General features: G+C 62.4%; 20 protein-coding genes. 15 read left to right on the top strand and 5 right to left on the bottom strand.

Annotation, left to right across the window (positions count from 1 at the left end):
* The first annotated feature begins 959 nt into the window (after positions 1-959).
* From AC3ISG_RS10700 to AC3ISG_RS10750, 11 genes are all read left to right on the top strand, one after another.
* Entirely contained in the window at positions 960-2,081 is a 1,122-nt protein-coding gene (locus AC3ISG_RS10700) for a DUF1615 domain-containing protein (protein ID WP_489299227.1), read from the top strand.
* 235 nt (positions 2,082-2,316) lie between these two features.
* Positions 2,317-2,796 carry a hypothetical protein gene (locus AC3ISG_RS10705; protein ID WP_122538719.1) on the top strand — a complete coding sequence of 160 codons (480 nt, stop codon included), beginning with the start codon at positions 2,317-2,319 and terminating at the stop codon, positions 2,794-2,796.
* Positions 2,797-3,061: 265 nt separating this feature from the next.
* Complete coding sequence (locus tag AC3ISG_RS10710; RefSeq protein WP_122538555.1) at positions 3,062-3,913, top strand: STAS domain-containing protein; 852 nt, start codon at positions 3,062-3,064, stop codon at positions 3,911-3,913.
* 3 nt (positions 3,914-3,916) lie between these two features.
* Positions 3,917-4,279, top strand: coding sequence for an STAS domain-containing protein (locus AC3ISG_RS10715; RefSeq protein WP_037010489.1), 363 nt, complete (start codon positions 3,917-3,919; stop codon positions 4,277-4,279).
* Positions 4,276-4,680 carry an anti-sigma regulatory factor gene (locus AC3ISG_RS10720; protein ID WP_122538557.1) on the top strand — a complete coding sequence of 135 codons (405 nt, stop codon included), beginning with the start codon at positions 4,276-4,278 and terminating at the stop codon, positions 4,678-4,680. The genes AC3ISG_RS10715 and AC3ISG_RS10720 overlap by 4 nt, the downstream gene beginning before the upstream one ends.
* Positions 4,671-5,708 (top strand): ATP-binding protein, encoded by a 1,038-nt coding sequence (locus AC3ISG_RS10725; protein ID WP_205902668.1) that lies wholly within the window; start codon positions 4,671-4,673, stop codon positions 5,706-5,708. The genes AC3ISG_RS10720 and AC3ISG_RS10725 overlap by 10 nt, the downstream gene beginning before the upstream one ends.
* Positions 5,701-6,582, top strand: coding sequence for a sensor histidine kinase (locus AC3ISG_RS10730; RefSeq protein ID WP_489299228.1), 882 nt, complete (start codon positions 5,701-5,703; stop codon positions 6,580-6,582). Before AC3ISG_RS10725 ends, AC3ISG_RS10730 begins: the two co-directional genes overlap by 8 nt.
* Positions 6,572-8,512, top strand: coding sequence for a response regulator (locus AC3ISG_RS10735; RefSeq protein WP_122538560.1), 1,941 nt, complete (start codon positions 6,572-6,574; stop codon positions 8,510-8,512). Before AC3ISG_RS10730 ends, AC3ISG_RS10735 begins: the two co-directional genes overlap by 11 nt.
* A gap of 156 nt (positions 8,513-8,668) precedes the next feature.
* Positions 8,669-10,909: an ATP-binding protein gene (locus tag AC3ISG_RS10740; RefSeq protein ID WP_122538562.1), complete on the top strand. Its 2,241-nt coding sequence runs from the start codon at positions 8,669-8,671 to the stop codon at positions 10,907-10,909.
* Positions 10,910-10,942: 33 nt separating this feature from the next.
* Entirely contained in the window at positions 10,943-11,404 is a 462-nt protein-coding gene (locus AC3ISG_RS10745) for a response regulator (RefSeq protein ID WP_122538564.1), read from the top strand.
* 68 nt (positions 11,405-11,472) lie between these two features.
* On the top strand, positions 11,473-13,848 hold the full coding sequence (locus AC3ISG_RS10750; protein WP_122538565.1) for a hybrid sensor histidine kinase/response regulator: 2,376 nt from the start codon (positions 11,473-11,475) through the stop codon (positions 13,846-13,848).
* Positions 13,849-14,098: 250 nt separating this feature from the next.
* Here the strand turns inward: AC3ISG_RS10750 and AC3ISG_RS10755 are convergent, their stop codons facing one another.
* From AC3ISG_RS10755 to pdxR, 5 genes are all read right to left on the bottom strand, one after another.
* Positions 14,099-14,440, bottom strand: coding sequence for an FKBP-type peptidyl-prolyl cis-trans isomerase (locus tag AC3ISG_RS10755; protein ID WP_122624711.1), 342 nt, complete (start codon positions 14,438-14,440; stop codon positions 14,099-14,101).
* Between the two features lie 93 nt (positions 14,441-14,533).
* Positions 14,534-15,109 (bottom strand): DUF1349 domain-containing protein, encoded by a 576-nt coding sequence (locus tag AC3ISG_RS10760; RefSeq protein ID WP_489299498.1) that lies wholly within the window; start codon positions 15,107-15,109, stop codon positions 14,534-14,536.
* 209 nt (positions 15,110-15,318) lie between these two features.
* Positions 15,319-16,902 carry an aldehyde dehydrogenase (NADP(+)) gene (locus tag AC3ISG_RS10765; RefSeq protein ID WP_489299229.1) on the bottom strand — a complete coding sequence of 528 codons (1,584 nt, stop codon included), beginning with the start codon at positions 16,900-16,902 and terminating at the stop codon, positions 15,319-15,321.
* A gap of 250 nt (positions 16,903-17,152) precedes the next feature.
* Entirely contained in the window at positions 17,153-18,259 is a 1,107-nt protein-coding gene (locus tag AC3ISG_RS10770) for a Gfo/Idh/MocA family protein (protein WP_122538569.1), read from the bottom strand.
* A gap of 642 nt (positions 18,260-18,901) precedes the next feature.
* The gene (gene pdxR / locus AC3ISG_RS10775; protein ID WP_489299230.1) at positions 18,902-20,347 is read right to left on the bottom strand and encodes a MocR-like pyridoxine biosynthesis transcription factor PdxR; all 1,446 of its coding nucleotides are present in this window, start codon (positions 20,345-20,347) and stop codon (positions 18,902-18,904) included.
* 213 nt (positions 20,348-20,560) lie between these two features.
* On the opposite strand from pdxR, the gene treS reads away from it, so the two are divergent.
* From treS to mnmH, 4 genes are all read left to right on the top strand, one after another.
* Entirely contained in the window at positions 20,561-22,630 is a 2,070-nt protein-coding gene (gene treS, locus AC3ISG_RS10780; RefSeq protein ID WP_122538575.1) for a maltose alpha-D-glucosyltransferase, read from the top strand.
* 350 nt (positions 22,631-22,980) lie between these two features.
* Complete coding sequence (locus tag AC3ISG_RS10785) at positions 22,981-24,129, top strand: MFS transporter (protein ID WP_489299231.1); 1,149 nt, start codon at positions 22,981-22,983, stop codon at positions 24,127-24,129.
* 465 nt (positions 24,130-24,594) lie between these two features.
* The gene (gene selD, locus AC3ISG_RS10790) at positions 24,595-25,629 is read left to right on the top strand and encodes a selenide, water dikinase SelD (protein ID WP_489299232.1); all 1,035 of its coding nucleotides are present in this window, start codon (positions 24,595-24,597) and stop codon (positions 25,627-25,629) included.
* Positions 25,629-26,738: a tRNA 2-selenouridine(34) synthase MnmH gene (gene mnmH / locus AC3ISG_RS10795; protein WP_489299233.1), complete on the top strand. Its 1,110-nt coding sequence runs from the start codon at positions 25,629-25,631 to the stop codon at positions 26,736-26,738. Before selD ends, mnmH begins: the two co-directional genes overlap by 1 nt.
* Positions 26,739-26,987: the final 249 nt, after the last annotated feature.

Raw genomic sequence — 26,987 nt, forward strand, 5'->3', positions numbered from 1 at the left:
GTGTGAGTAGGACTGGCTTCAGTCGGGTAGGGGCAAGCGCGTACGACATCAAATGTGCGGCTTGACGTCCGACGCTTTCCCGGCTAAAGCCGGTCCTACCGGGTGCGCGGTGTGAGTAGGACTGGCTTCAGTCGGGAAGGGGCCAGTGCGTACAACATCGATTTTGCAGCGTGACGTCCGACGCTTTCCCGGCTAAAGCCGGTCCCAACGGGTGCGCGGTGTGAGTGTAGGACTGGCTTCAGCCGGGAAGGGGCCAGTGCGTACAACATCGATTTTGCAGCGTGACGTCCGACGCTTTCCCGGCTAAAGCCGGTCCCACCGGGTGCGCGGTGTGAGTAGGACTGGCTTCAGTCGGGAAGGGGCCAGTGCGTACAACATCGATTTTGCAGCGTGACGTCCGACGCTTTCCCGGCTAAAGCCGGTCCTACGGGGTGCGCGGTGTGAGTAGGACCGGCTTCAGCCGGGAAGGGGCCAGTGCGTACAACATCGATTTTGCAGCGTGACGTCCGACGCTTTCCCGGCTAAAGCCGGTCCCAACGGGTGCGCGGTGTGAGTGTAGGACTGGCTTCAGCCGGGAAGGGGCCAGTGCGTACGACCTTGATTTTGCAGCGTGACGTCCGACGCTTTCCCGGCTAAAGCCGGTCCTGCCGGGTGCGCGGTGTGAGTGTAGGACTGGCTTCAGCCGGGAAGGGGCCAGTGTGTACGACATTGATTTTGCAGCGTGACGTCCGACGCTTTCCCGGCTAAAGCCGGTTTCACCGGGTGCGCGGTGTGAGTGTGGGACCGGCTTCAGCCGGGAAGGGGCCAGTGCGTACAACATCGATTTTGCAGCGTGACGTCCGACGCTTTCCCGGCTAAAGCCGGTCCCACTATGAAGACCGTTTCCGGCCCTGTTTGAATCAGCGGCGCTTGCCGATGTCCATAAGGCGCCACCCCGTTTGAGTAACCAGCGAGAAGTCATGCCCGTGAATGGAATCAATCGCCACCTGCACACCCTGGCCAGCCTAATCCTGCTGACGCTGCTCGCGGGTTGCAGCTCGCAACGCAGCCAGGAACCCGCGCCAGAGCCCTCAGTGGTCCGCAGTGAGATTGTGCGGTTGTTGCCTGCCAATGTCGCCGACCGCCAGGGCTGGGCCCAGGACATTCAACGCGCGTTCGACGTGCAGAAAATCGACCCCAGTCTGGAAAACCTCTGTTCCGTGCTGGCGGTGACTGAGCAGGAATCCAACTTTCAGGTCGACCCGGCCGTTCCCGGCATGGGCAAGATCGCCCAGGACGAAATCGACCGTCGAGCCAGCAAGGCGCACATCCCCAATCTGCTGGTGCGCAGCGCGCTGGACATCCGCTCTTCGACCGGCAAGACCTACAGCGAACGCCTCAGCGCCGCCCGGACTGAAAAAGACCTGAGCGCGATTTTCGATGACTTCATCGGCATGGTCCCCCTGGGCCGCACGTTGTTCGGCAACTTTAATCCGGTGCACACCGCCGGGCCCATGCAGGTCAGTATTGAGTTCGCCGAGCGGCAGGCCCGGGATTATCCGTATCCGGTCGAGGGGTCGATTCGCCATGAGGTGTTCGGCCGCCGTGGCGGCATGTACTTCGGCATCGCCCATCTGCTCGGTTATCCGGTCAGCTACGACCGGCCGCTGTACCGCTTCGCTGACTTCAACGCCGGCTGGTACGCCAGCCGCAATGCGGCATTTCAGAGCGCACTGGCGCGGGTGTCCGGAAAGCGCCTGGCGCTGGACGGCGACCTGATCAGCTACGGTTTCGGCCCGGCGCTGGGTCAGACCGAACTGGCCGTGCGCAGCCTCTATCCTCGGCTGGACATGCGTAATACGACCATCCGCAACCAGCTGGAGAAGGGCGAAACGCTGGCCTTCGAAGACACCGAGCTGTACGCGAAGATCTTCGCCATGGCCGAAGAGGCCGCCGGTAAACCGCTGCCGAGGGCAATCCTGCCGGGCATCGTGCTGGAAAGCCCGAAGATCACCCGCAAGTTGACCACCGCCTGGTTTGCCCAGCGGGTGGAAGAGCGGCGCGTACGCTGCATGTCGCGGGCGTCGGGTTCACTGAAGTGAGGGTGTCTTCGCCGATGCCCTCCATCCTGCTGAAACTGAACGCCGTTCGTCCGCTTGCGGGCACCCGACCCAGATCCTTCAATCAAATACCGATGGGTGACGCAGGACCGACTGCGCCGCCGTTTTATAGGCAGGAGCCCCGCTTGTGAGTCGTGACATGGAAACACCGACCATCATTACCAGCAGCAACCCGATCGCCGCGGAGCAGTCCGCGAACGCTCAAGTGGCAGATGCCATGCTGTTCGGGTCGCCGAAGGATCGGCTGGATTTCTACCGCAAGGAGATCCAGTACGAGACAGCGATCCTGTCCAACCGCACCAACGCCTATTTGTCCGCGCAGTCTTTTCTGGTGATCGCCTTCGCCTCGTCGATGGCCAACCTCAACCCCGAATGGGGCAAGATGTTCACGCTGGTGGTGCCCCCCTTTCTGACATTGCTCGGACTGATCAGCTCCATGCACGCCTGGCCGGGCATCCGCGCGGCGTACGAAATCATCGACCACTGGCATTTCAAACAGGCCCAGTTGCTGAGCAGTCAACCGGCCATGGGCCTCGCTTATGACGATTCGCCGTTGTTCAGCGAGCACGAATCCAGCGAAAAGGGCTACCGCAAATCGCTGATGTTTTCGATGCGCACACCGTGGCTGTTTACGGCGTTCTGGTTTTTGCTGGGCGCGTTTTCCATCTATGTTCAGTTGGTCGACAGCGTGTTTTAAGCCGGCGACGACTCCATTGATAAATAAACATTGAAAACCCGGTGATGTTACCTTGACACCTACCGGCGGCAGGCGTATTTCGTGTGCGCGGTTCATGCTGGTTGCAGCCGCCGTACCCTCGTGGACCCGATAGCTTTCTGGTCCGCACCTTGCAGCTATCTGCCGCGCAACGCCCTGCGCTGTTTTTTTGACCCTTTCGCATATTTCACAGGCCTGCTACGTCGACCCATTTCAATTCTCGACCTGCACTCACTGGAGCCATCTCATGGCAGCATTACAACAAATCACCGTTGACGCCCTTAAACGCTCCGAATCACAACTCGCCGCCCAATGGCACGCTGATCTGGAAGCCAGCGGCGCGACGCGCAACCTCAAGCCCGAGGAAATCCGGCAGCAGGTGGCCGATTTTCTGCGCCTTTTGACGTTGACGCTGGAGAAGGGCGGCTCTGCCAACATCACCACCGCCGAATGGGACGACGTTCGTCACTTCCTCGAAAAACTGTCCAGCCAGCGCGCTCTGGCCGGTCAGGACTCTCAGCAAACGGCCAGTTTCATCTTCGCCCTCAAGGGCCCGCTGTTCACCCAACTGCAAAACGCCTTCGCTGACCAGCCGTTGCTGATCGCCGAGCAAGTGCTGCAGATGTCGGAGCTGCTCGACGGTCTGGGCCTGCACACCATCCGTACCTACCAGAAATCCCGTGAAGCGGTGATCAAGCGTCAGCAGGAAGAACTGCTGGAGCTGTCCACGCCGGTGGTCAAACTGTGGGACGGCGTCCTGGCACTGCCGATGATCGGCACGCTGGATTCGCAGCGCACACAGGTGGTGATGGAGTCGCTGTTGCAACGCATCGTCGACACCGGCGCGGAAATTGCCATCATCGACATCACTGGCGTGCCGACCGTCGACACCCTGGTGGCCCAGCACCTGCTCAAGACCGTGACAGCGATCCGCCTGATGGGCGCCGATTGCATCATCAGCGGCGTGCGTCCGCAGATTGCCCAGACCATCGTGCACCTGGGCCTGGACCTGCAAGGCGTGGTGACCAAAGCCAATCTGGCCGATGCGCTGGCATTGGCGCTGCGCCGTCTGGGCGTCACCCTCACCAAGGCGGTATGAGCCATGGAGCGCATTCCGATTCTGCAGATGGGCGACTTTCTGCTCGTGACCATTCAGGTAGACATGCACGACCAACTGGCGCTGACGCTGCAGGATGACCTGTCCGAACGCATCAGTCGCACCTCGGCGCGCGGCGTGCTCATCGACATCTCCGCGCTGGACATGGTCGATTCGTTCATTGGCCGGATGATCGGCATGATCTCCGGCCTGTCGCGAATCATGGACGCCGAAACCGTGTTGGTCGGCATGCAGCCTGCCGTCGCCATTACCCTGGTGGAGCTGGGCATGACCCTGCCCGGCGTGAGCACCGCGCTGAACGTTGAACGGGGCATGAAGCTGTTGCGCGAGCGGGCCTATTCTCAATGAACGAGCGCAGCAGCGGCACTCAGCCCATTCGCATCGAGCAAGATGTCGTGCTGGCGCGGCAGACCGCGCGCAAGCTGGCGCAGGACTGCGGCATGCGCCTGATCGACCTGACCAAGCTGGTCACGGCGGTCAGCGAGCTGGCGCGCAACACGATGGTTTATGGCGGCGGCGGTGACATGGACTGGCAGGTTGTCGAAGACGGCCTGCGCGTCGGCGTGCGCCTGACCTTTCGCGACGAAGGCCCCGGCATTCCCGACCTCAAGCTGGCGATGACCGACGGCTGGACCTCCGGGGGCGGCCTCGGTCTGGGCCTGACGGGTGCCAAGCGTCTGGTGGACGACTTCGAGCTGGACACCGCACCCGGCGCAGGTACGCGCGTGATGATTTGCAAATGGACGTGAACCTGCACAGTCATGTGACCCAGGTGTTGTCGGTCGAAGACATCAGTCAGGTCGGGCACGCACGGCGCACGGTGCAACGACTGGCCGAACAGGCGGGGTTTGACGAGGCCGATTGCGGCCGCGTGGCCCTGGTCGTCACCGAACTGGCCAGCAATATTCTCAAACATGCGCAAAGCGGAGAGTTGCACGTTCGCGCGCTGCCGGGTGATGCCTCGGGCGATGCCTCGCGTTCAGCGCCGGGCGTCGAGATCATCGCGATCGACCGGGGCAAGGGGTTCGACGTGCAAAACTGCATGGCCGATGGTTTTTCCACCCGCGGTACCCAAGGCATCGGCCTGGGCGCCGTGCTGCGCCAGGCGCAAGTCTTCGATGTGCACAGCGACGCGCGCGGCAGTGTATTGCTGGCGCGTTTCTTCCCGCGCAAAGCCACGGTCAAAGACCTGCGCATGGGCATCACCCAGCATTCGCTGCACGATGACCCGGCCTGCGGCGATGTGTGGGAAGTCGCGGTCAAGGGGCAGCAGATGTCGATCATGATGATCGACGGCCTCGGCCACGGCCCTGAAGCCGAAGCGGCGGGAATGGCCGGCGCACGTGCGTTCATTCGCAATCCGTTCGCCGATCCGGGCGTGCTGCTGGAGGACCTGCACGTCGACATGCAAGGCAGCCGTGGCGGCGCGGCAGCACTGGTGCGGTTCGACGGTGCGACAGGCAAGCTGCGTTTTATCGGCATCGGTAACATCGGCGCGACGCTGATTGGCGACGAGAAAACCCGCGGCATTCCTTCGCACCCCGGCATCGTCGGCCTGCAGTACCGCAAAATACCGCCGATGGACTATGACGATTGCACCGGGCAGTTGTTGATCATGTTCAGCGATGGCCTGCAATCGCGCTGGAATCTGCGCGATAGCCCAGGTCTGGTGTACCGACATCCGGCCATCATCGCAGCGGTCTTGCATCGCGATTATTGCCGGGGCAGGGACGATGTGACGGTATTGGTGATGGCTCTGGAGACGCTCGATGACTGACAACAACGCCCGTGTGACGCCTCAGGGGTCTATCGAACTTGAGCTGGAGCGCTCGCGCGCCGAAGCCGTTGCCCTGCGCACCGAGCTTGACGAGACCAACCAGGGCGTTCTCGCGCTGTACGCCGAACTTGAGAATCAAGCCGACCAATTGCGTCAGGCTTCCGACCTCAAGAGCCGTTTCCTGTCTTACATGAGCCATGAATTCCGCACGCCGCTGGGGTCGATTCTCAGCATCGCCAGTCTATTGACTGATGAACTGGACGGTCCCCTGAGCGAAGAACAGCACAAGCAGGTCGCTTTTGTCAGCACGGCCGCACGGGAGTTGAGCGACATGGTCGACGACCTGCTGGACCTGGCGAAGATCGAAGCCGGCCGCATCAGCATCTCGCCGGCATGGTTTGACATGTTCGACCTGTTCTCGGCACTGCGGGGCATGTTCCGTCCCATCGTCGACGCCTCCACTGTGGACCTGATCTTCGAAGCGCCCGTAGGCTTGCCCCGGCTGTACACCGACGATCAAAAACTGGGGCAGATTCTGCGCAACTTTATCTCCAACTCGCTGAAATTCACCCAGCGCGGTGAAGTGCGCGTCTCGGCACGGCTGGAATCCGAGGACTCGGTTCGCTTTGCCGTGACCGACACCGGTATTGGCATTCCCCAAGAGCTTCATGGTGCGCTGTTCGAGGACTTCACTCAGGTCGATTCGCCCCTGCAGAAACGCTTGCGCGGCACCGGTCTGGGCCTGTCGCTGTGCAAGCGTTTTGCCGAATTGCTGGGCGGGCATGTCGGCGTGGAGAGCGAACCCGGCGTAGGCTCGACGTTCTACGTGGTGATCCCGTTGGCGCTGGCCCAGGAGCCTGCCAATGAAGCCTGAAACCCGGCTGCTGATCGTCGACGATAATGCCGCGACCCGCTACGCCTTGCGGCGTCGGATGGAGCGCCAGGGGTTCAAGGTGGCGGAGGCCGGCACCGGCACCGAAGGTCTGGCGCTGATCGCCGAGCGCTTGCCCGACGCGCTGATTCTCGACGTCAATCTGCCTGACATGAGCGGCTTTGATATTGTTCGTCAGCTGCGCGCTGCGCCCCGCACCGCGCTGTTGCCAGTGGTGCACGTGTCGGCGGCGTCGATCCAGACCGGCGACATCGTCACCGGCCTGGAAGCAGGCGCGGACGCCTATCTGGTGCACCCGGTCGACCCCGACGTGCTGCTTGCCACGCTGCGCACGCTGTTGCGGGTGCGTGATACCGAATACGCATTGCGTGACAGCGAAGAGCGCTTCCGCGAGATTTTTGCCAATGTCTCGGCGCCGATTGCGGTCATGGACGGCAGCCTGAACGTCCACGAAGCCAACCACGCCTTTGCCCAACTGCTGGGTCAAGGCGCCGATGAGGGGTCGGTGCTGCGCAGCTTCAGTGAAGATCAGGGCTCGGCCCTCGACGGCCTGCGCGAAGCGCTGGGCGCAGGGGAGCGCTGGATGGGCACGCTTAGCATGCGGGTCAAGGGTGAATTGCGCGAGACTGAATGGCAGGTTTCGCCGTACAGGGAGAGCGGCATGAGCCTGGTGTTCATCGAAGACGTCACCGAGCACCGCCGTCGCGAACAGTCGCATCTGCAGCAACTGAACTCGGTCAACAGCCGGCTCGCCCATGAAGTCGCCGAGCGCGCCCGGACCGAAGAACAGCTGTTGCAAGCGCAGAAGATGGACGCTATCGGCAAGCTCACCGGCGGCATCGCCCACGATTTCAACAACCTGCTGACGGGTATCGTCACCGGGCTGGAGCTGGTCAAGAAACGCACCGAAGACGGCCGCCCCGAAAAAGTGATGGTGTATGCCGATGCCGCGTTGGCGTCGGCGAAAAGCGCGTCGGCACTGACCCATCGTCTGCTGGCTTTCGCCCGCCAGCAGCCCCTTGATACGCGCGCATCCGACGTCAATCAGTACGTGCGTTCCCTTGAGGACCTGCTGGGTCGCACCATCGGCAAAGGCATTTGCCTGACGCTGGAGCTGACTTCACGCAGCGCGGTGGCGATGGTCGACGCCGGCCAGCTCGAAAGCGCCGTGCTCAATCTGGTGATCAATGCCCGGGACGCGTTGCCGTCGGGCGGCAACATCTGGATCAGCACTTTCGAGACCTACTCCCAGGGCCACTCACGCATGGCAGATGGCGCGTACATCGCCCTGACCGTGCGCGATGACGGCGTCGGCATCGAACACCACTTGATCGACAAGGTATTCGACCCGTTCTTCACCACCAAGCCGATCGGCCAGGGCACCGGCCTGGGCCTGTCGACGATCTACGGTTTCGCCCGGCAGTCGGGCGGCGACGTGCAGATTCGCAGCGTGGTCGGTCACGGCACCGAGGTCACGCTGCTGTTGCCGGCGGCGGACGAGCAGAGCGTCGAGCCGCCGCAGCCTTCCGCCGTCGCCGCGCAGGGCGCGGGGGAGCACGTGTTGATCGTCGAAGACACGGCGTCGGTGCGCATGTTCGTCAATGAAGTCCTCACCGATGCCGGTTACCGCTGCACCCAGGTGGCCGATGTCGGCACGGCGCTGTCGTGCCTGGAGCATGACGGCACCATTGACCTGTTGCTCACCGACGTGGGCATGCCGGAAATGAACGGCCGCGAAGTGGCCCAGCGCGGCCGAGGGTGGCGGCCCGACCTGCCAGTGCTGTTCATGACCGGCTACGCGGAGAACGCGCTCAACCGACAGGATTTTCTGGGCGAACGGATGGACATGATCCTGAAGCCCTTCCAGTTGGTTGAATTTCTGTCGAAGGTGAGGGCCATGCTCGACAGCTGATGCGAATGGATGGTTTTTTTCTCGCCAATCAGTGAGTTCGGAGTATTTGAGCAGGACGGTTTTTGTTAACGTGTGCGGCATTCCCATCCGTGCCGCTTTTGCGGCACACATTGCCGACGCCGTTTGCCCAAACGTTGAAGGTAAAGGAGCAAGACCTTGACCCTTAGCGACGACGCCCTCAAGGGCGCGATCGAGCATTGCGCGCGTGAACCGATTCAGATCCCCGGCAGCATTCAGCCCCAGGGATTTCTGCTGGTCATCGACGAAGCCGCTTCTACGGTCATTCAAGTCAGCGCCAACGTCAGAGACTGGCTTGGGCTGGATCCGCAGGCGCTGATCGGCGCAACCCTGTCCAGTGTGTTCGCCGAGCCTGAGCGCCTGCTCCAGCGCCTGCACGCTTTGCCTGACGAAGAGCAAAATCCTTTTCACATCGGTGAGGTGCGGTTCCTGCCAGGTTCGAGTGCCGGCCAGCCGATGACCATGATGGTCCATCGTCACGATCAGGTGCTGATCGCCGAGTTCGAGCCGGCCGGGGACATGAGTGGCGCGTACGGCAACGTCTACCCGCTGATGCGCGGCTTCATCAGCCAGATGAATGTGGAAGAAAGCATCGAAGCGCTGTGTCAGCGCTCGGTGGCCGAGGTCAAGCGCATCACCGGTTTCGGCCGGATCAAGGCGTATCACTTCGATGCCGATGGCAACGGGCTGGTAAGCGCCGAAGCACTGGATGAAGATTACGAAAGCCTCCTCGGCCTGAGCTTCCCGGCGTCTGACGTGCCTGCCCAGGCCCGGGCGCTGTACCTGGCCAACCGCATTCGCGTCATCGAAAACGCCAATTACCAGCCATCGCCGCTGGTACCCGGCAACAACCCCATGACCGGCGCGCCCCTGGACCTCACTTTTGCCACCTTGCGCAGCGTGTCGCCCGTGCATCTGCAGTACATGCGCAACATGCAGACGCTGGCCTCGATGTCGATCTCCATCGTGGTGCGCGGGCAGTTATGGGGCCTGATTTCCTGCCACCACGCCACGCCACGCAGGGTCACCTTCCAGTCCCGCACTGCCTGTGAGCTGTTGGGCAGCGTGTTGTCGCTGCAGATCGAGAGCAAGGAAGCCCATGCCGCCAACCAGCGCATGCTGAGCCTGCGCCGGCAGATCGTGCAGATGCTCGCAGCCATGGCTGACCTCGACAGCGTCACCGGTGGCCTGCGCACGATGCCCGAAGTGTTGCTGGGTTTTGTCGGTGCCACTGGCGCGGCAGTGATTTCCGGCGCCAGCGTCGATGTCTACGGCGAAACCCCCGAGCGCGAGCAGATCGTCAAGCTCGCCGACTGGTTGAGCGGCCGCGACCCCCACGAGGTCTTTCGCTCCGACAACATCAGTCGTGACATCCCTGAGCTGCCCTTGCTCGCCAGCTCGGTCAGCGGCGTTCTGGCGACGGCGATCTCCGAGCTGCATTCCAACTTCATCATCTGGTTCCGGCCCGAGCAGACCCGCGTGGTCAACTGGGCCGGCAAACCCGAGAAAAGCGTCAGCCCGAGCGGCTCGCTGAGCCCGCGCAACAGCTTCGCCTTATGGCAGCAGACCGTGCGCGGGTTCTCCAGACCCTGGGACGACATGGACTGCGAAGCGGTGATCGAGCTGCGTGCGGCCGTGCTGGGCATCGTCCTGCGCAAGGCTGAAGAAATGGCCGCACTGGCCGATGAATTGAAGAAATCCAACAAAGAGCTTGAAGCATTTTCCTACAGCGTGTCCCACGATCTGCGCGCGCCGTTGCGACACATTGCCGGCTACGCTGAGTTGTTGAGCGACATTGAAGGCAGCAAGTTGTCCGACCGGGGGGTGCGCTTTCTGGAAAACATCAGCGAGTCGGCGCGCTTTGCCGGCACGCTGGTCGACAACCTGCTGAGCTTTTCGCAGATGGGCCGTTCGGCGATGCGTTTCTCTGATGTTGACCTCAATGCCATGGTCGAATCGATACGCCGGGAAATGCTGCCCGATTACGAAAGCCGCGCGCTGGAGTGGAAAGTCTCCCAGCCGTTGCCCGTGGTCATTGCCGACGCGGCGTTCCTGCACCTGGCGATGCGCAACCTGCTGTCCAACGCGATCAAGTACACCCGCAACCAGAACCCGGCAGTGATCGAGGTGGGCAGTTACGAGGAAGACGGCAAGGTCGTGGTGTACATCCGCGACAACGGCGTAGGCTTCGACATGGCTTACGCCGGCAAGCTGTTTGGCGTGTTTCAGCGCCTGCACCGCATGGAAGAATTCGAAGGCACCGGCATTGGCCTGGCGAGCGTCCGACGGATCATCGAACGCCATGACGGCACCGTCTGGGCCCATAGCCAGTTGGGCCATGGCGCCACTTTTTACTTTGCGCTACCCAAGCGCGGTTGACCGTTACTCTTTGAGTGTCGAAGGAGACGCCCAGTGCTGAAACCCATTCTTCTGGTGGAAGACAATCCAAACGATCTGGAGCTGACCCTTGTCGCCCTTGAGCGTAGCCAGTTGGCCAATGAAGTGATCGTGCTGCGTGACGGTGCCGAGGCGCTTGATTACCTGCTGCGCCGCAACCATCACCACGACCGTGTCGCCGGTAATCCGGCAGTGATGCTGCTGGACCTGAAGCTGCCGAAAGTGGATGGTCTTGAAGTGCTCAAGGTCATCCGCGAAACCGAGGAACTGCGCAGCATCCCCGTGGTAATGCTGACGTCCTCTCGCGAAGAGCCCGATTTGAACCGCGCCTACTCACTGGGTGTGAACGCTTACGTGGTCAAGCCGGTCGAATTCAAGGAATTCGTCTCGGCGATCTCGGACCTCGGCGTGTTCTGGGCTGTATTGAACGAGCCACCACCGGGCTCCCTGCGACTTGCGCGCCGTCCAGGCTCCTGACTCCGGGGCTCTCGGACCGGCACTTATAACCGCCGAACCAGCCCCTTCTGGAACAATGACTTTTATTCATGCCGTTATCGCAGCTTAAATTGCTTTTGGTCGAAGACAGTTCGCTGGATGCCGAACTGATCCTGCTCACCCTCGAAAACAGCGGGCTGAAGATCGACGCCACGCTGGTCTACAACCATCAGGACGTCGAGCGTGAGCTGCTGGCCGCGCGTTTTGACCTCATTCTGAGCGATTTTCTGCTGCCGGGCTCTTCAGGTGCGGATGTGCTCAACAGCGCATTGCGTCTGGCGCCGCAGACGCCTTTCATCTTTTTGTCGGGGATTTTCGGCGAGCAGCATGCCGTCGAAATGATGCGCATGGGCGCCATCGATTACGTCCTCAAGCAGAACATGAAGATGCTGCCCAAGGCGGTCATGCGCGCGGTGTCCGAAGTGCAGGAGCGGGAAAAGCGACTGTACGCCGAGAAGACGCTGCAAGTGGCGGAAGTGCGCGCGCAGCTGGCGATCGAAGCCGCGGACATGGGGGTCTGGACGTACGACCCGCGCACCGACACGCTGCTGTGGGACGAGCGCTGTAAGGCGCTTTACGGCGTTGGCGCCGACGCTCCCGTCAGCCTGGCGCTGATGTTTCTGCTCTGCCATCCGGACGACCGCGATCAGCTGCACAGCAAGGTCATGGCCGCGCTGACGGTGGACACTTCCTTCCAGATCGAGCACCGACTGGTCACTGATGAGGGCGAGGAACGGTGGGTGTTCTCCAACGGCCGCTCGGTGTTTGAAGAGGGCCGATGCGTGCGCTTCACCGGCGTCATGCAGGACATTACCGAGCGCAAGCACGCCACTCAGGCGCTGCATCAGCTCAACGACATTCTCGGTGAACGTGTCGTGCAGCGAACCCGCGAACGCGACCGAACCTGGGAGCTGTCCCGGGAGCTGCTCGGCGTGCTGCATTTCGACATGACGCCGATCGCCCTCAACCCGGCATGGGAATCGACGCTGGGCTGGGCGCGCGATGAGGTCGGGCGGCAGCGTTTGAGCGAGTTGATTCATCCGGATGATCTCGAAGCCACGTTGCGCGAAACCGCCAGCGTCGCTGAAGGCCATGTCTCGACGCGTTTCGTCAATCGCATGCGCCATTCCGACGGTGGCTACCGCTGGTTGTCCTGGACCATCGTGCCGGACGACGGCCTGATGTACGCCGCAGTCCGCGACATCACCGGCGAGCGGGCGGTGGTGGACGAGTTGGCGGCGACCAACAAGCGCCTGCGTGATCAGATCAAGGAGCGCGAGCGCGTCGAGGCCGCCCTGCAGCAGATGCAGCGGCTGGAGGTGGTCGGCCAATTGACCGCCGGCGTTGCCCACGACTTCAACAACCTGCTGACGGTGATTCTGACCAGCGCGAATTTCCTCAGCCGGGATCTGGAAAAAGGGGTGTTCACCAAGTCTCCCCAGCGCCTGCAAAACATCCGCGAAGCGGGCGAGCGGGGCGCCAAGCTCACCAGCCAGCTCTTGTCGTTCTCCCGTCGCCAGCGTCTGGAGCCTGTTGCGCTGAACCTCAACGACACGATCGCCGGCATGCGCGAACTGCTTGGCCGTGCGCTGGGCGGCAGTGTGTGGGTAGAGACCGAACTGGCCGAAGACCTGTGGAGTGCGCTGGTCGACCCGACGCAGACCGAGATGATCATTCTCAACCTGGCAATCAACGCCCGGGACGCCATGCCCCAGGGCGGGCAACTGCGCCTGAGCACCTGGAACGAGATGGTCTATCGCCTGCCGCTACGGCCTGAAGACCCTGAACCCGGCGCCTACGTGGTGTTGTCGGTGAGTGACTCCGGCTGTGGCATGAGCCCGGAAGTGCTGGCCAAGGCCTTCGAGCCGTTCTTCACCACCAAGGCGGTGGGCAAGGGTTCTGGACTGGGTCTGGCGCAGGTGTTCGGTTTCGCCAAGCAATCGGGTGGCGGCGTCAGCATCGACACCGCCGAAAACGCCGGCACCACGCTGCGAGTCTATCTGCCGAGTGTTGCGCGCACCGCAGTCCCGGTGATCAGCGCCTCCGACATGCCCGGTCGTGCCGACGCTGACGACAAGGACCGCACGATTCTGCTGGTCGACGATGACCCGGACGTACGCTCGGTGACGGCGATGATGCTGGTTTCGCTGGGTTATTCGGTGGTCGAAGCGGACAGCGGCGACGAGGCGCTGAAGAAACTCGACCCGAGCATCGAACTGCTCCTCACCGACTTCGCCATGCCCAACATGACCGGCGGCGAACTGGCCGAAATCGTCCGCCGCGACCACCCGCAGCTGCCGATCATGTTCATCACCGGTTTCGCCGACATCGACATCCTCGATGTCGACCCGAAGCTGATCGTGCAGAAGCCGTACAAGGAAGAAGAGCTGGCGAAGAAACTGGCCGATGTATTGATGAAGGCGTAGGCCCGAGATTGTGGGGGCGACGGCAGGCTCCCAGGTTAGGACCGGCTGTGGCCGGGGAAGCGTTGGTTGTCCTACTGTCAGACTGGTCGCGTACACAGTGGCCTCTTCCCGGCTGAAGCCGGTCCCACAAAACCCATCGCGCACACCCAACGTGACGGTGGGCGACCCCATATTGTGGGACCGGATTTAGCCGGGAAGGCGTCGGTGGCCATATCGCAAAGCCTCGTATGAATACCGGTCGTCAACCACCTCAATCATCCCGCGTCAGCACTTCCAGCAGCTCGATCTCAAACACGAGGTTCGAATCGGGTTTGATGTGCGCGCCCATTGAGCGCTCGCCGTACGCCAGCGCCGCAGGCACCCAGAGCTTGCGCTTGCCGCCGACCCTCATGCCCATCAGCCCGATGTCCCAACCCTTGATCACCCGCCCGGTGCCGATGACGCACTGAAACGGCTTGCCACGTTCCCATGAGGAATCGAACACGGTGCCGTCTTCCAGGGTGCCGGTGTATTGCGTGGTGATCAGCGCGCCTTTGACGACGGCCTTGCCGTCGCCCTGGTGCAGATCAATGATGCTCAGTTCTTCATTCATGTTCAGGTGTCCACAACGAGAGGGGGGTGCAGGTCAGCCGGGCGTCAGCAGCCGGCCAAATCAGTTGCCTGACTGGCCCGCCCGGCAGATTGGCTAGCTCAGGTCATGCAGGTCTCGCCCGAGAGGCGGGATCAACGACCATTCGGAAAATCTCACCTTTAACCCTTGGCGCCCCGGTGTGCAGCACATAGGACCCACCGTGTAGCTGTCCGCGTCTGGAAAGGGAGCAAGTCTAAGCAGCGGCCAAGTGATGCCATCGGTGGAGTATTGCAGACGCAGCACGCCATCGGAAACGGTCACCCGAAGCCAGAAATCGGTCGGGTCGCCGGAAAAGCAGCCGGGTGCCCAATCCGACTTGCCCTGGGTCAGCACGCTGCTGATCATTGGCATTCCATCGTTGTATTCGATTCCTGCCTTGAGCCAGGTCTCCTCGTTGAGCCTGACCATAATCCCGGCCTGGTCATAGAGCTCGCGAAAATCGGCGTTGATTCTGACTTGCGCGGTAAAACCTCCCTTGGTCTCAAACCCCAGGAAATGGCCGCTGTCTCGAATGAACCCATAATGGGTTTTACGCCAGAAATCGGTTTGGAAATCCGTCACAATTTCCAGCGTGTGGTCATCCACACGGCAATGGCTCGGCTTATTCAGCCATTTGCCAGCCTGCCAAATTGATCCTTCGCCGATAAGGTTGGCCATTTCAATCTGCTTTTCATCCACCAAGCTACCCCCTCCATTAAGAGCTAAATCCAGCCGTGCCAACGCTCCACACTGACCGTAAGGCAAAAAAAACGGCACGGCCCCTCACAGGGTCGCGCCGTTTCTCGTTGGTGTGACGCATCGGATCTAATGAACAATACCTGACGAATCAGGCCACTTCATCAGGCGATGACGTCAGTGCTCCACTCGCCGTTCACCAGGCGCTTGAGGCCCAGCGGGTTGGCGTTCTGCAGAGCGGCCGGCAGTAGGCTGTCCGGGTAGTTCTGGTAGCAGACCGGGCGCAGGAAACGATCGATCGCCAAGGTGCCTACCGAGGTACCGCGGGCATCGGACGTTGCCGGGTAAGGACCGCCGTGCACCATCGCGTCAGAGACTTCGACGCCGGTCGGGTAGCCATTGACCAGAATGCGGCCGACTTTCTCTTCCAGCACCGGTACCAGCCACTGGTACTTCTGCAGGTCGGCGGTTTCGCCGATCAGCGTCGCGGTCAGTTGGCCGCGCAGGGCCAGCAGTGCGGCTTTCAGTTCAGCGTCGTCAGCCACTTCGATGAGCAGCGTGGTTGGGCCGAAGACTTCTTCCTGGAGCAACTCGTCGCCGTTGAGCAACATGCTGACGTCCGCCTTGAACAGCTGAGCCTGGGCCTGCTTGCCCTCCTGCGGCCTGCCAGCCAGGTGCGTGACGCTTGGGTGTGCCAGCAGCTTCTCGACGCCTTTGCTGTAGCTGCGCAGGCCGCCTTCGTTGAGCATGGTTTGTGGTGCCTGACCACCCATGTGCTCGGTCAGTTGCTCGGTGAACGCCGTCAGGGCAGGGGAGCGAATGCCGATGACCACGCCCGGGTTGGTGCAGAACTGGCCTGCGCCCATGACCACGGAGGCCGCGAGTTCGCCCGCGATGGCAGTGCCGCGCGCTGTCAGTGCGCCGGGCAGGAGGACCACCGGGTTAATGCTCGACATCTCGGCGAACACCGGAATTGGTTGCGGACGCTCGGACGCCAGTTTGCACAGGGCGTTACCGCCGTGCAGCGAACCGGTGAAGCCGACGGCCTGAATGGCCGGGTGCTTGACCAGACCTTCGCCAACGCCGCTGCCGAAGATCATGTTGAACACACCTTTTGGCATGCCGGTCTTCTCGGCGGCGCGGACGATGGCGTTACCGACCAGATCAGCCGTTGCCATGTGGCCGCTGTGGGCTTTCACCACAACCGGGCAACCGGCAGCCAGTGCCGAAGCGGTGTCGCCGCCGGCAGTCGAGAAGGCCAGCGGGAAATTGCTGGCGCCGAACACGGCCACCGGGCCAACGCCGATGCGTTGCTGGCGCAGGTCGACACGTGGCAGTGGCTTGCGGTCAGGGAGGGCTTGATCGATACGCGCGCCGAGGAAGTCACCGCGACGCAGGACTTTGGCGAACAGGCGCATCTGGCCGGAAGTACGGCCACGCTCACCCTGGATTCGACCGGCCGGCAGCGCGGTTTCCTGGCAGACGAGGGCAACGAAGTCATCGCCCAGGGCGTCGAGTTCGTCAGCGATGGCATCGAGGAATTCAGCGCGACGGGCCGGGCTCAGCTGGCGGAATTCGAGGAAGGCGTCTTTGGCGGCCGAGGCGGCGGCATCGATTTCCGCGTCGGTGGCCTGATGGAAGGTGTAGGGCAGTGCTTCGCCAGTGGTGGCGTCGAGGCTTTTATGGCGTGCTTCGCCGAGGCCACTGCGGGCGCCGCCGATGAAGTTCTGACCGAGAACGGTAGGCATCTGCTTCTCCTGTTATTTTTGGGGCGAATCGATCAGGCGTAGGGCCTGATGGAGGAATTCGGAATCGTATGAAGCGTAGCGGTGACGAGCGCAAGGGCTCATCGAAAAGTCGACAGTCATCATACAACTGCATTTTTTCAGCCGCAAGGCGCGCTTCGCAGAGGCATTGTCCAACGCCCGGCGAAGAAAATAGCCGGGCTCTGGATTGCGATCAAACTGTGTACGCCGTCAGACCTGATCAACCAGACGGTCAGGCATTCGGCTCATCGGTATTGATGTACTCCGGCACTTTGGCCAGCGGCAGGCGACGGGCCTGCTCGATGCTGATGCCCGGGCGCTCCGGCAACGGCTCAAGCTTCTGCGGCTGGCCGGTGGTCAGCGCACGTTCAATGGCCTCGACCACCCGCACGTCGCGCCAGCCTTCGTCGCCGTCCGGCTCGGGCTCGCGGTCCTGCAGGATGCAGTCGGAGAAGTACTGGGTCTCGCCGCCAAACTGATCGACCACCGGGTGCGTGTGCTCGGTGGTCTGGCCGTCGATGATCGCCCGGTAACCGATGGCCACGCCTTCGCCGAAACCGAAGCACGGCGAGGCTTCGAACTCACCCTTGGTGCCGATCAGCTGGAAACGCTCGGTGGATGGCAGGCTGTAACTCACGGTGAAGGTGGCCAGGCGTTCTTCGGCAAAGCGCAGTGTCACGTTGACCGTGTCGAACGTGTTGATTTCGCGCCCTGGCGTTTTGATGCCGACGGCGTGGACTTCGATCGGTTCGGCGGCGAACAGGTTGCGCACGGCGTTGATGGGGTACGGGCCCATGTCGGCCACGGGACCTGCATCGAAGCCGCTCTGCATGCGGTGGTTGGCCGGGTCGGTGGTCTGGGCGAAGGTGGCGGTGAACAGGCGCAGGTCGCCGAGGTCGCCGGCGCGGACGCGGTGGACCATTTCGACGGTGCCGGGCTCGAAGTGCAGGCGGTAGGCGACCATCAGTTTGGCGCCCGAGCGTTTGGCGGCTTCGGCAATGGCCAGGCAGTCTTGTTCATTGGCAGCCATGGGCTTTTCAAGCAGTACGTGGATGCCGGCTTCGAGTGCGGGCACGGCGAATTCGCGGTGGCGGAAGTTGGGGGTTGCCAGGTAAATGGCGTCGATTTCGCCAGATTTCAGCAGGGTGTCGAATTCGTCGTAGTGGTAGCTCTTGAGGTCGTAAAGTGCGGCCAGTTGGTCGGCTTTGACGGGGTCGCCGGTGACCAGGGCGGTCATGACGGAGTTGTCGGTCTGTTCAAGTCCCGGCATGAATGCGCCTTGGGAGATCCAGCCTCCAGCGACCACTGCGTAGCGGATTTTGCCGTTTGCGTCTGGCATGTATAAGCCTCCATTTCTCAGCGGACGGTGTGTCCGGCAGCTCTGTAGTCGGCAGGTTCCGGGGTTAGAAGTTCCATTGGATTGTGTCAGCTAGTCCTGCGGGGTGGCTTATTGCGCAAGGATCAAGGGCGTCTGCCTGGGGGCAGACTGTTTCGCCTTCGGCGAGTTACTTGGAAAAGCACCCCAAGTAACCAAGGGTGCTTGCTCCTGGTTGGGCCCTTCGTTCCTCAGGGTTCCTTCACTCCGGTCTCGCTCCGTGGGCCCGCGCCGAACGGGCATCCATGCCCTGACGGCGCTCTCGCCGCATCCATGCGGCTCGGCCCACTCCGCGAGACCTGCGTTCAGCCTGCACCCAAGTCGCGATTGGCGGTGTCTGGGGTTTTTGCGTATGAAGATCAAGATCAAAAGCTTCCCGGCTGAAGCCGGTCCTACAGGGGGTTCGCGGTCTGCTGTTAGTGGGACCAGCTTTAGCCGGGAAGAGGCCGGTGCAGGCGCCCTCAATTTTATGATCGTTCCCGCGCTCCGCGTGGGAATGCATCCTATGACGCTCCGCGTCAGCGGTCACACTGATGCAACGCGCGCTGTTAGTGGGACCGGCTTTAGCCGGGAAGGGGCCGGTGTGTGCGCCCTCAATTTTCCCTGTTAATCAAACACCATCAGCAAATCCCGCAACCTGTCCAGTGCCGGGTCGATGTCGAGCAGGTCGATGGCGCCGAATCCCAGCATCAGTCCATCGCGCGGTGGCGCGTCGCTGTAGAAGCCGTGGAGGGGATAAAGGCCTAAGGCCTTGTCCCGCGCGCGGTCGACCAGCAGGTGCAGGTCGATCGCCGGCTGGCGCGATGCCTTGAGCATCACCGCCATGTGAAAGCCCGCCGTGCACGGGATGGTTTCCAGCCAGGGCGAGAGGTCACCGGCGATGCGGGACAGGATTCGTTCGCGGCGTCCGGCGTAGGTGCTGTGGCACCGGCGGATGTGTTTGTTGAGCAGGCCTTCGCTGATGAATTTGCTCAGGGCCCACTGCGGCAGCGTCGAGGTATGCCAGTCAGTCAGCTGCTTGGCCTTGATCACCGCTTCGAGGATCGCCGCCGGCAGCACGGCGTAGCCCAGGCGCAGTTCCGGCAGCAGGGTTTTTGAAAAGGTGCCGACGTAGGCCACGACGCCGTGCTCGTCCATGCTCTGCAACGAGTCAGTCGGGCGGCCTTCGTAGCGGAATTCGCTGTCGTAGTCGTCTTCGATGATGATCGCGCCGATTCGCCGCGCCTTCTCCAGCAAGGCGTGGCGGCGCGCCAGGCTCATGGGCATGCCCAGCGGCATCTGGTGGGACGGGGTCACATAAATGGCGCAGGCGTCGTCGGGAATCTGTTCGACGATGATGCCCTCACGGTCGACCGGCACACTGGAGACCTCAGCGCCCTGGGCGGCAAACAGCAGGCGTGCCGGCGTGTAGCCCGGGTCTTCCATGGCTACGCGGCTGCCCGGTTCGATCAGCACGCGGGCGATCAGGTCCAGGGCCTGTTGCGCGCCATTGCACACCACCACGTCATCGGCCCCGCAGCGCACGCCGCGCGCGAAGGCGATGTGCCCGGCAATCGCGGCCCGCAGGGCGGGCAGGCCTTCGGGCTGGCTGTAGAAGCCGCGCTCGGTGGACATCTGCCGCACCGCGTGGTGCACACAGCGCCGCCATTCGTCGTGGGGAAATTGGGTTTTTGCCGTCGCGCCGCCGAGAAAATCGTAGCGCAGGGTGCCCGCGCGGGTCGGGTGGCGCAGGGGCAGGGAGATCTGCTCCCATTTCGCCACGATGTGGGCGCTGGCCAGTTTCGATGGCGCAGGCCGAGGCGGGCTGTGGGCGTTCAGGGCGTTGACGAAGGTGCCGCTGCCGACCTTGCCTACCAGGTAATTTTCATAGGTCAGCCGGCTGTAGGTGTCGGAAATGGTTTTGCGCGACAGCCCCAGCTGTGCGGCCAGCAGCCGACTGGGCGGCAATTGCACGCCCGCCGCCAAGCGGCCGGAGACGATACTGTCGCGCAGCTGTTCATAGACCTGACGGGCAAGGTCCTTGCGGCCCTCGATAACGATGTGTAATTCCACGCAAACCCCTGAACAGCGCCGGCGGTGCAGATGCACCCCGGGGATTTTAGCCACTGCATGGCGCGCGTCACAGCAACGGATGCAACGTTTACGCGCCAAGGTGCTCTTAGAGTTAGGCATAAACCTGACACACCCAGGCAGGACGGTCCGGACAGCGCTCGCAGAGCCGTTGGACCGCCGCTCCCATCCACTTGAAGATGGAACCCCGCATACATGACCACCCCGGACAAGCAGTACGTCGAATGGCTGGTTGAGCAATCGATGCTCAACGCCGCGAAGCAACGCGCAAAACTGTATGGCGGCCAGGGCCGTCTCTGGCAGCGGCCTTACGCCCAGGCCCGTCCGAGGGATGCCTCGGCCATCGGCTCGGTCTGGTTCACCGCGTATCCGGCGTCGATCATCACCCGCGAAGGCGGTTCGGTGCTCGAAGCGCTGGCCGATGAAACCCTCTGGCACGCGCTGTCCGAAGTCGGCATTCAGGGCATTCACAACGGCCCGTTGAAAGCATCCGGCGGTTTGAAAGGGCGCGAGCGCACCCCAAGCATCGACGGCAACTTCGACCGCATCAGTTTTGAGGTGGATTCGTCACTGGGCACCGACGCGCAGTTTCTCAACCTCAGCCGCATCGCCGCCGCGCACAACGCGATCGTCGTCGATGACGTGATCCCTTCCCACACCGGCAAAGGCGCGGATTTCCGCCTGGCCGAGATGGCCTACGAAGAGTATCCGGGCCTCTACCACATGGTGGAGATCAAGGAAGAAGACTGGTCTCTGCTCCCGGAAGTCCCGGCCGGCCGCGACGCCGTCAACCTTCAGCCCGCCATCGTTGATGCCCTGCGCGACAAGCATTACATCGTCGGTCAGTTGCAGCGGGTGATTTTCTTCGAACCCGGCGTCAAGGAAACCGACTGGAGCGCCACGCCCATCGTCACCGGCGTCGACGGCAAGGACCGCCGCTGGGTCTATCTGCACTACTTCAAGGAAGGCCAGCCGTCGCTGAACTGGCTGGACCCGAGTTTCGCCGCGCAACAGATGATCATCGGCGATGCCTTGCACGCCATCGACGTCATGGGCGCGCGGGTGTTGCGTCTGGACGCCAACGGCTTCCTCGGCGTCGAACGCAAGGCTGACGGCACGGCGTGGTCCGAGAGCCACCCGCTGTCGATCACCGGCAATCAGTTGCTCGCGGGCGCCATTCGCAAGGCCGGCGGCTTCAGCTTCCAGGAGCTGAACCTGACCATCGACGACATCGCGGCGATGTCCCACGGCGGCGCTGACCTGTCCTATGACTTCATCACCCGCCCGGCTTATCAGCACGCGCTGCTGACCGGCCGCACGGAGTTCCTGCGCCTGATGCTGCGTCAGGTCCATGAGTTCGGCATCGACCCTGCGTCGCTGATTCACGCCCTGCAGAACCACGATGAACTGACCCTGGAGCTGGTGCATTTCTGGACGCTGCATGCCCACGATCAATACCTGTATCAGGGCCAGACCTTCCCGGGGAATATCCTGCGCGAGCACATTCGCGAGGAGATGTACGAGCGTCTGGCGGGCGAGCATGCGCCCTACAACCTGAAGTTCGTCACCAACGGCGTGTCGTGCACGACGGCGAGCATCATCACCGCGGCCTTGGGCATTCGTGAACTGGACAGCATGACCGCCGCCGACATCGACAAGATCCAGCACATCCATTTGCTGCTGGTGATGTTCAACGCCATGCAACCGGGCGTGTTCGCGCTGTCGGGTTGGGACCTGGTGGGCGCCTTGCCGCTGCCGGCCGAGCAGGTTGAGCATTTGATGGGCGACGGCGACACCCGCTGGATCCATCGCGGTGGCTATGATCTGGTCGACATGGACCCGGACTGCGAGATCTCGGAGGGCGGTATGCCACGGGCTCGCGCGCTGTATGGCAGCCTGGTCGAGCAATTGAAGCGGCCGGACTCGTTCGCCTCGCAGCTGAAGAAACTGCTGGCCGTGCGCCGCGCCTATGACATCGCCGCCAGCCGGCAGATTTTGATTCCCGACGTCGAACACCCGGGTCTGCTGATCATGGTGCACGAACTGCCAGCCGGGAAGGGCACCCAGATCACTGCGTTGAACTTCAGCGCAGAGGCCATCGTCGAGACCCTGCACTTGCCAGGTATTGCCCCGGGGCCGGTGGTGGACATCATCAATGAACGGGTCGAAGGCGACCTGACCGAAGAGGGTGAATTCACCATCACGCTGGACGCCTACGAAGGCCTCGCGCTGCGCGTGGTCAGCATGGCGGCACCGATGATGTGATGGGTTGCGGAGCTGGCTTCTTCTCTAGGCAGGACCGGCTTCAGCCGGGAAAGCGTCAGTCGCCACATCGCTGCACTGAGGGTGTATGCACAGGCCTCTTCCCGGCTGAAGCCGGTCCTACGGGAGACAGTGCACATCTGCAGCGCTGGGCCGGTCCCACTGAATGCACGTGCTGCTTTAGTGGGACCGGCTTTAGCCGGGAAGGCTTCGGTGGTCACGCCCTGAAATGAGGGTGCTCAAACTGGCCTCTTCCCGGCTGAAGCCGGTCCTGCGAAGGAGTGCGTTCAGCGAAGAATCGCTTTTGTTATTCACCGTCTGCCGCTCGCGCAGACCTGTTCAGGTCGTTTTCTGTGTCAGTTGCCCAATCCGTTCGTGCCCCCGTTTTTGTTCACCTCTGGAGTTATCGCCTGACGTTTCTGCTGTCCGGGATGTCGCTGGGTGCGTGGGCGCCGCTGGTGCCTTTCGCCCGCGACCGGGCCGGCCTTGAGGAAGCTCAGCTTGGCTTGCTGTTGTTGTGCTTCGGCCTCGGTTCGATGCTGACGATGCCGCTGGCGGGAATGCTGACCACCCGCAAGGGTTGCAGGTTTGTCTCGTTGATTGGCGGCGCGTTGATCTGCTGCATGCTGCCGTTGCTTGCCACCTTGTCATCCCTGCCAGCGCTGGCAGTGGCCCTGGCGGTGTTCGGCGCCGGGCTGGGCAGCATCGACGTGGCAATGAACGTGCAGGGCCTGATGGTCGAGCGCGATCACGGACGGCCGATGATGTCGGGGTTTCACGGGCTGTTTAGCCTCGGAGGCATCAGCAGCGCGCTGTTGATGACCTTGCTGCTGTGGCTGGGCGCTTCGCCGTTACTGGCGGTGGCCGTGGTGGTGGCGCTGATTGCCGGGATGCTGCTCTGGCACGCCCGCTACCTGGTGCCCCATGGCGCGGACGACCCTTCAGCGCCGTTCGCCCGGCCGACCACCAAAGTGATTATCGTCGGCATTCTTTGCTTCATCGCGCTGCTGGTGGAAGGCGCGATGCTCGACTGGAGCGCGTTGTTCCTGAACCGCATGCACCAGATCGATTTGTCGGTGGCCGGCGGCGCCTATGCTGTGTTTTCGCTGACCATGGCAGCGGGACGGTTTTCCGGTGATTGGTTGAGGGATCGCCTAGGCGCGGTGAACCTGCTGATTGGCGGCGGCCTGCTGGTGATGGTCGGGTTTGCCATGGCGATCCTGCTGGAACCGTGGCCGCTGTTCCTGCTGGGCTTCGCGCTGATCGGTCTGGGGCTGTCCAACACCTTTCCGGTGTATTGCTCGGTGGTGGGTGCTCAGACCAAAATGCCGGCGGGGCTGGCGATTGCGGTGATTACCGGCATTGGCTATTGCGGGATTTTGCTGGGGCCGGCGTTGATTGGTTTCGCTGCGCACGTGATCGGCCTGCGCGAAGCGCTGCTGTGTGTCGGCACCCTCATGCTCGCGCAAGTGCTGACGGCACGGCGCATGGCGAAGGGCTGAGGTAGCTGCCCCGGATCTCACTGAATGAACACGATGCTTTAGTGGGACCGGCTTCAGCCGGGAAGAGGCCGGTGTGTAGACCATGAGTGCTGCGGTGTCGCATCTGACGCCTTCCCGGCTAAAGCCGGTCCCACTGACAGCACGCGGTGTTGACTGTAGGACTGGTTTAGCCGGGAAGAGGCCGGTGTGGAACCCTCATTTTTTTGCGGTTTGGCATCTGACGCCTTCCCGGCTAAAGCCTGTCCCACCTACAGCATGCGGTGTTGACTGTAGGACTGGCTTTAGCCGGGAAGAGGCCGGGGTGGAACCCTCATTTTTTTCGGTGTGACATCTGACGCTTTCCCGGCTGAAGCCGGTCCTACGAAAATCGCGTGTCCCGACATCCAGCGCTCTAGCCATCCAGCAACCCTTCAACCCACTGGCGCCTCTGTTAGACTTCGGCGCCTTGAAACTCAGGGGCTTCCCATGACCGACCCGATTCGTCTTACCCAATACAGTCACGGCGCCGGCTGCGGCTGCAAGATCTCGCCCAAGGTGCTGGAAACCATTCTCGCCGGCAGCGGCGCGCAGAACCTCGACCCGCGCCTGTGGGTCGGCAATGCCTCCCGCGATGACGCGGCGGTTTATGCCATCGACGACGAAAAGGGCGTCGTGTCCACCACCGATTTCTTCATGCCCATCGTCGACGACCCGTTCGACTTCGGCCGCATCGCCGCGACCAACGCCATCAGCGACATCTACGCCATGGGCGGCGATCCGTTGATGGCCATCGCCATTCTCGGCTGGCCGGTCAACGTGCTGGCCCCGGTAATCGCCCGCGAAGTCATCCGCGGAGGGCGTGCCGTATGCGATGCAGCGGGCATCCCGTTGGCGGGCGGTCACTCCATCGACGCGCCCGAGCCGATCTTCGGTCTGGCCGTCACGGGCCTCGTTGAAAAGCGCTTCATGAAGCGCAACGACACCGCCACCGTCGGCTGCAAGCTCTTCCTGACCAAGCCCCTGGGCATCGGCATCCTCACCACGGCCGAGAAGAAAGGCCTGCTGCGCGAAGAAGACATTGGCCTGGCCCGTGACGTGATGTGCACGCTGAACAAGCCCGGCAGCCGTTTCTCCCGATTGGCCGGCGTTACTGCAATGACCGACGTGACGGGCTTCGGTTTGCTCGGGCACCTGGTTGAAATGGCCGACGGCAGTGGCGTGACTGCACGCCTGAACGCGGCCGCCGTGCCGCGCTTGGGCAGTGTGGATTTCTACATCGAGCAGGATTGCATCCCCGGCGGCACCCACCGCAATTACGACAGTTATGGCGAGCGCATCGGCCCGTTGACCGAGGCACAAAAACTGCTGCTCTGCGATCCGCAAACAAGCGGCGGCCTGCTGATTGCCGTCGAGCCTGCCGAAGAGGCGGGGTTTCTCGCCATGGCGGAAGAATTGGGCCTGAGCCTTGCGCCGATCGGCGAACTGATCGAGCGACAGCCACTCGCGGTCGAGGTGTTCTGATGCGCGACAACAGCGCCGACCTGCGCGAGATTTTCCTCCGCGACGTGCCGATGATGGACGTCCGCGCGCCAGTGGAATTCACCAAGGGCGCGTTCCCCGGCGTGATCAATCTGCCGTTGATGAATGACGTCGAGCGGCAGAAGGTCGGCACCAGCTATAAGCAGGACGGTCAGCAGGCGGCGATCGAATTGGGCCACAAGCTGGTGGCTGGCGAGCTGAAACAGGCGCGAATCGACGCGTGGGCGAGTTTTGCCCGCAACCATCCGGAGGGGTTTCTCTATTGCTTTCGCGGCGGCCTGCGTTCGCAGATCACGCAGCAGTGGCTCAAGAGCGAAGCGGGCATCGAGTACCCCCGGGTCATCGGTGGTTACAAGGCAATGCGCAGCTTTTTGATCGAAGTGACCGAACAGGCGGTGGCCGAGTGCGATTTCGTGCTGATCGGCGGCTTGACCGGCAGCGGCAAGACCGAGGTGCTGCAGCAACTCGACAACGGCCTGGATCTGGAAGGGCATGCCAATCATCGCGGTTCGAGCTTCGGCAAACACGCGACCCCGCAACCGGGACAGATCGATTTCGAAAACCTGCTGGCGGTCGACATTCTCAAGAAGCGCGCCCGGCAGCTTGACCAGTTTGTGGTCGAGGATGAGGGACGCATCGTGGGCAGTCGCGCTGTGCCCCTTGAGTTGTACCGGACGATGCAGGACGCGCCGCTGGTGTGGCTCGAGGACAGTTTTGAGAGCCGCGTTGAGCGGATTCTGAAGGATTATGTGACGGATCTGTGTGCGGAGTTCATCGCCGTGCAGGGCGTTGAAACGGGTTTTGCGGCGTACGCCGAGCGGCTGAAACAGAGTCTGTCGAGCATTGTTCGGCGGCTGGGCGGGGAGCGTTATCAGCGGCTGGCGGCGATTATGGACAGCGCGCTGGCTGAGCAGGCACGCACGGGGGCGGTTGATTCGCACCGTGGCTGGATCAGCGGGATGTTGAGTGAGTATTACGATCCGATGTATGCGTTTCAGCGGGACAGCAAGGACGCGCGGATTGAGTTTTCCGGGGATCAGGCGGCGGTTGTGGAGTATTTAAAACAGCGGAAAGTTAACTCCTGCGATTGAGGGGCAAGGTCAAGAGCGTCTGCCTAAGGACAGACTGTTTCGCCTTCGGCGACTTACTTTTGAGAAGTCGAAAGTCGCACCATCCAAAAGTAAGCAAAAGTGCCTGCTCCTGGTTGGGCTCCTCCTGCGTCGGAGTACCCTCACTCCGGTCTCGCTCCTTGGGCCCGCGCCGAACGGACATCCATGTCCTGACGGCGCTCTCGCCGCATCCGTGCGGCTCGGCCCACTGCGCGAGACCTGCGTTCAGCC

The sequence above is a fragment of the Pseudomonas sp. GL_135 genome (assembly GCF_057834665.1).

Bases quoted from the DNA above. Each gene is read 5' to 3' on its own strand.
- AC3ISG_RS10700 (WP_489299227.1), top strand. From the start codon at position 960: ATGCCCGTGAATGGAATCAATCGCCACCTGCACACCCTGGCCAGCCTA.
- AC3ISG_RS10705 (WP_122538719.1), top strand. From the start codon at position 2,317: ATGCTGTTCGGGTCGCCGAAGGATCGGCTGGATTTCTACCGCAAGGAG.
- AC3ISG_RS10710 (WP_122538555.1), top strand. From the start codon at position 3,062: ATGGCAGCATTACAACAAATCACCGTTGACGCCCTTAAACGCTCCGAA.
- AC3ISG_RS10715 (WP_037010489.1), top strand. From the start codon at position 3,917: ATGGAGCGCATTCCGATTCTGCAGATGGGCGACTTTCTGCTCGTGACC.
- AC3ISG_RS10720 (WP_122538557.1), top strand. From the start codon at position 4,276: ATGAACGAGCGCAGCAGCGGCACTCAGCCCATTCGCATCGAGCAAGAT.
- AC3ISG_RS10725 (WP_205902668.1), top strand. From the start codon at position 4,671: ATGGACGTGAACCTGCACAGTCATGTGACCCAGGTGTTGTCGGTCGAA.
- AC3ISG_RS10730 (WP_489299228.1), top strand. From the start codon at position 5,701: ATGACTGACAACAACGCCCGTGTGACGCCTCAGGGGTCTATCGAACTT.
- AC3ISG_RS10735 (WP_122538560.1), top strand. From the start codon at position 6,572: ATGAAGCCTGAAACCCGGCTGCTGATCGTCGACGATAATGCCGCGACC.
- AC3ISG_RS10750 (WP_122538565.1), top strand. From the start codon at position 11,473: ATGCCGTTATCGCAGCTTAAATTGCTTTTGGTCGAAGACAGTTCGCTG.
- AC3ISG_RS10755 (WP_122624711.1), bottom strand. From the start codon at position 14,440: ATGAATGAAGAACTGAGCATCATTGATCTGCACCAGGGCGACGGCAAG.
- AC3ISG_RS10765 (WP_489299229.1), bottom strand. From the start codon at position 16,902: ATGCCTACCGTTCTCGGTCAGAACTTCATCGGCGGCGCCCGCAGTGGC.
- AC3ISG_RS10770 (WP_122538569.1), bottom strand. From the start codon at position 18,259: ATGCCAGACGCAAACGGCAAAATCCGCTACGCAGTGGTCGCTGGAGGC.
- treS (WP_122538575.1), top strand. From the start codon at position 20,561: ATGACCACCCCGGACAAGCAGTACGTCGAATGGCTGGTTGAGCAATCG.
- selD (WP_489299232.1), top strand. From the start codon at position 24,595: ATGACCGACCCGATTCGTCTTACCCAATACAGTCACGGCGCCGGCTGC.
- mnmH (WP_489299233.1), top strand. From the start codon at position 25,629: ATGCGCGACAACAGCGCCGACCTGCGCGAGATTTTCCTCCGCGACGTG.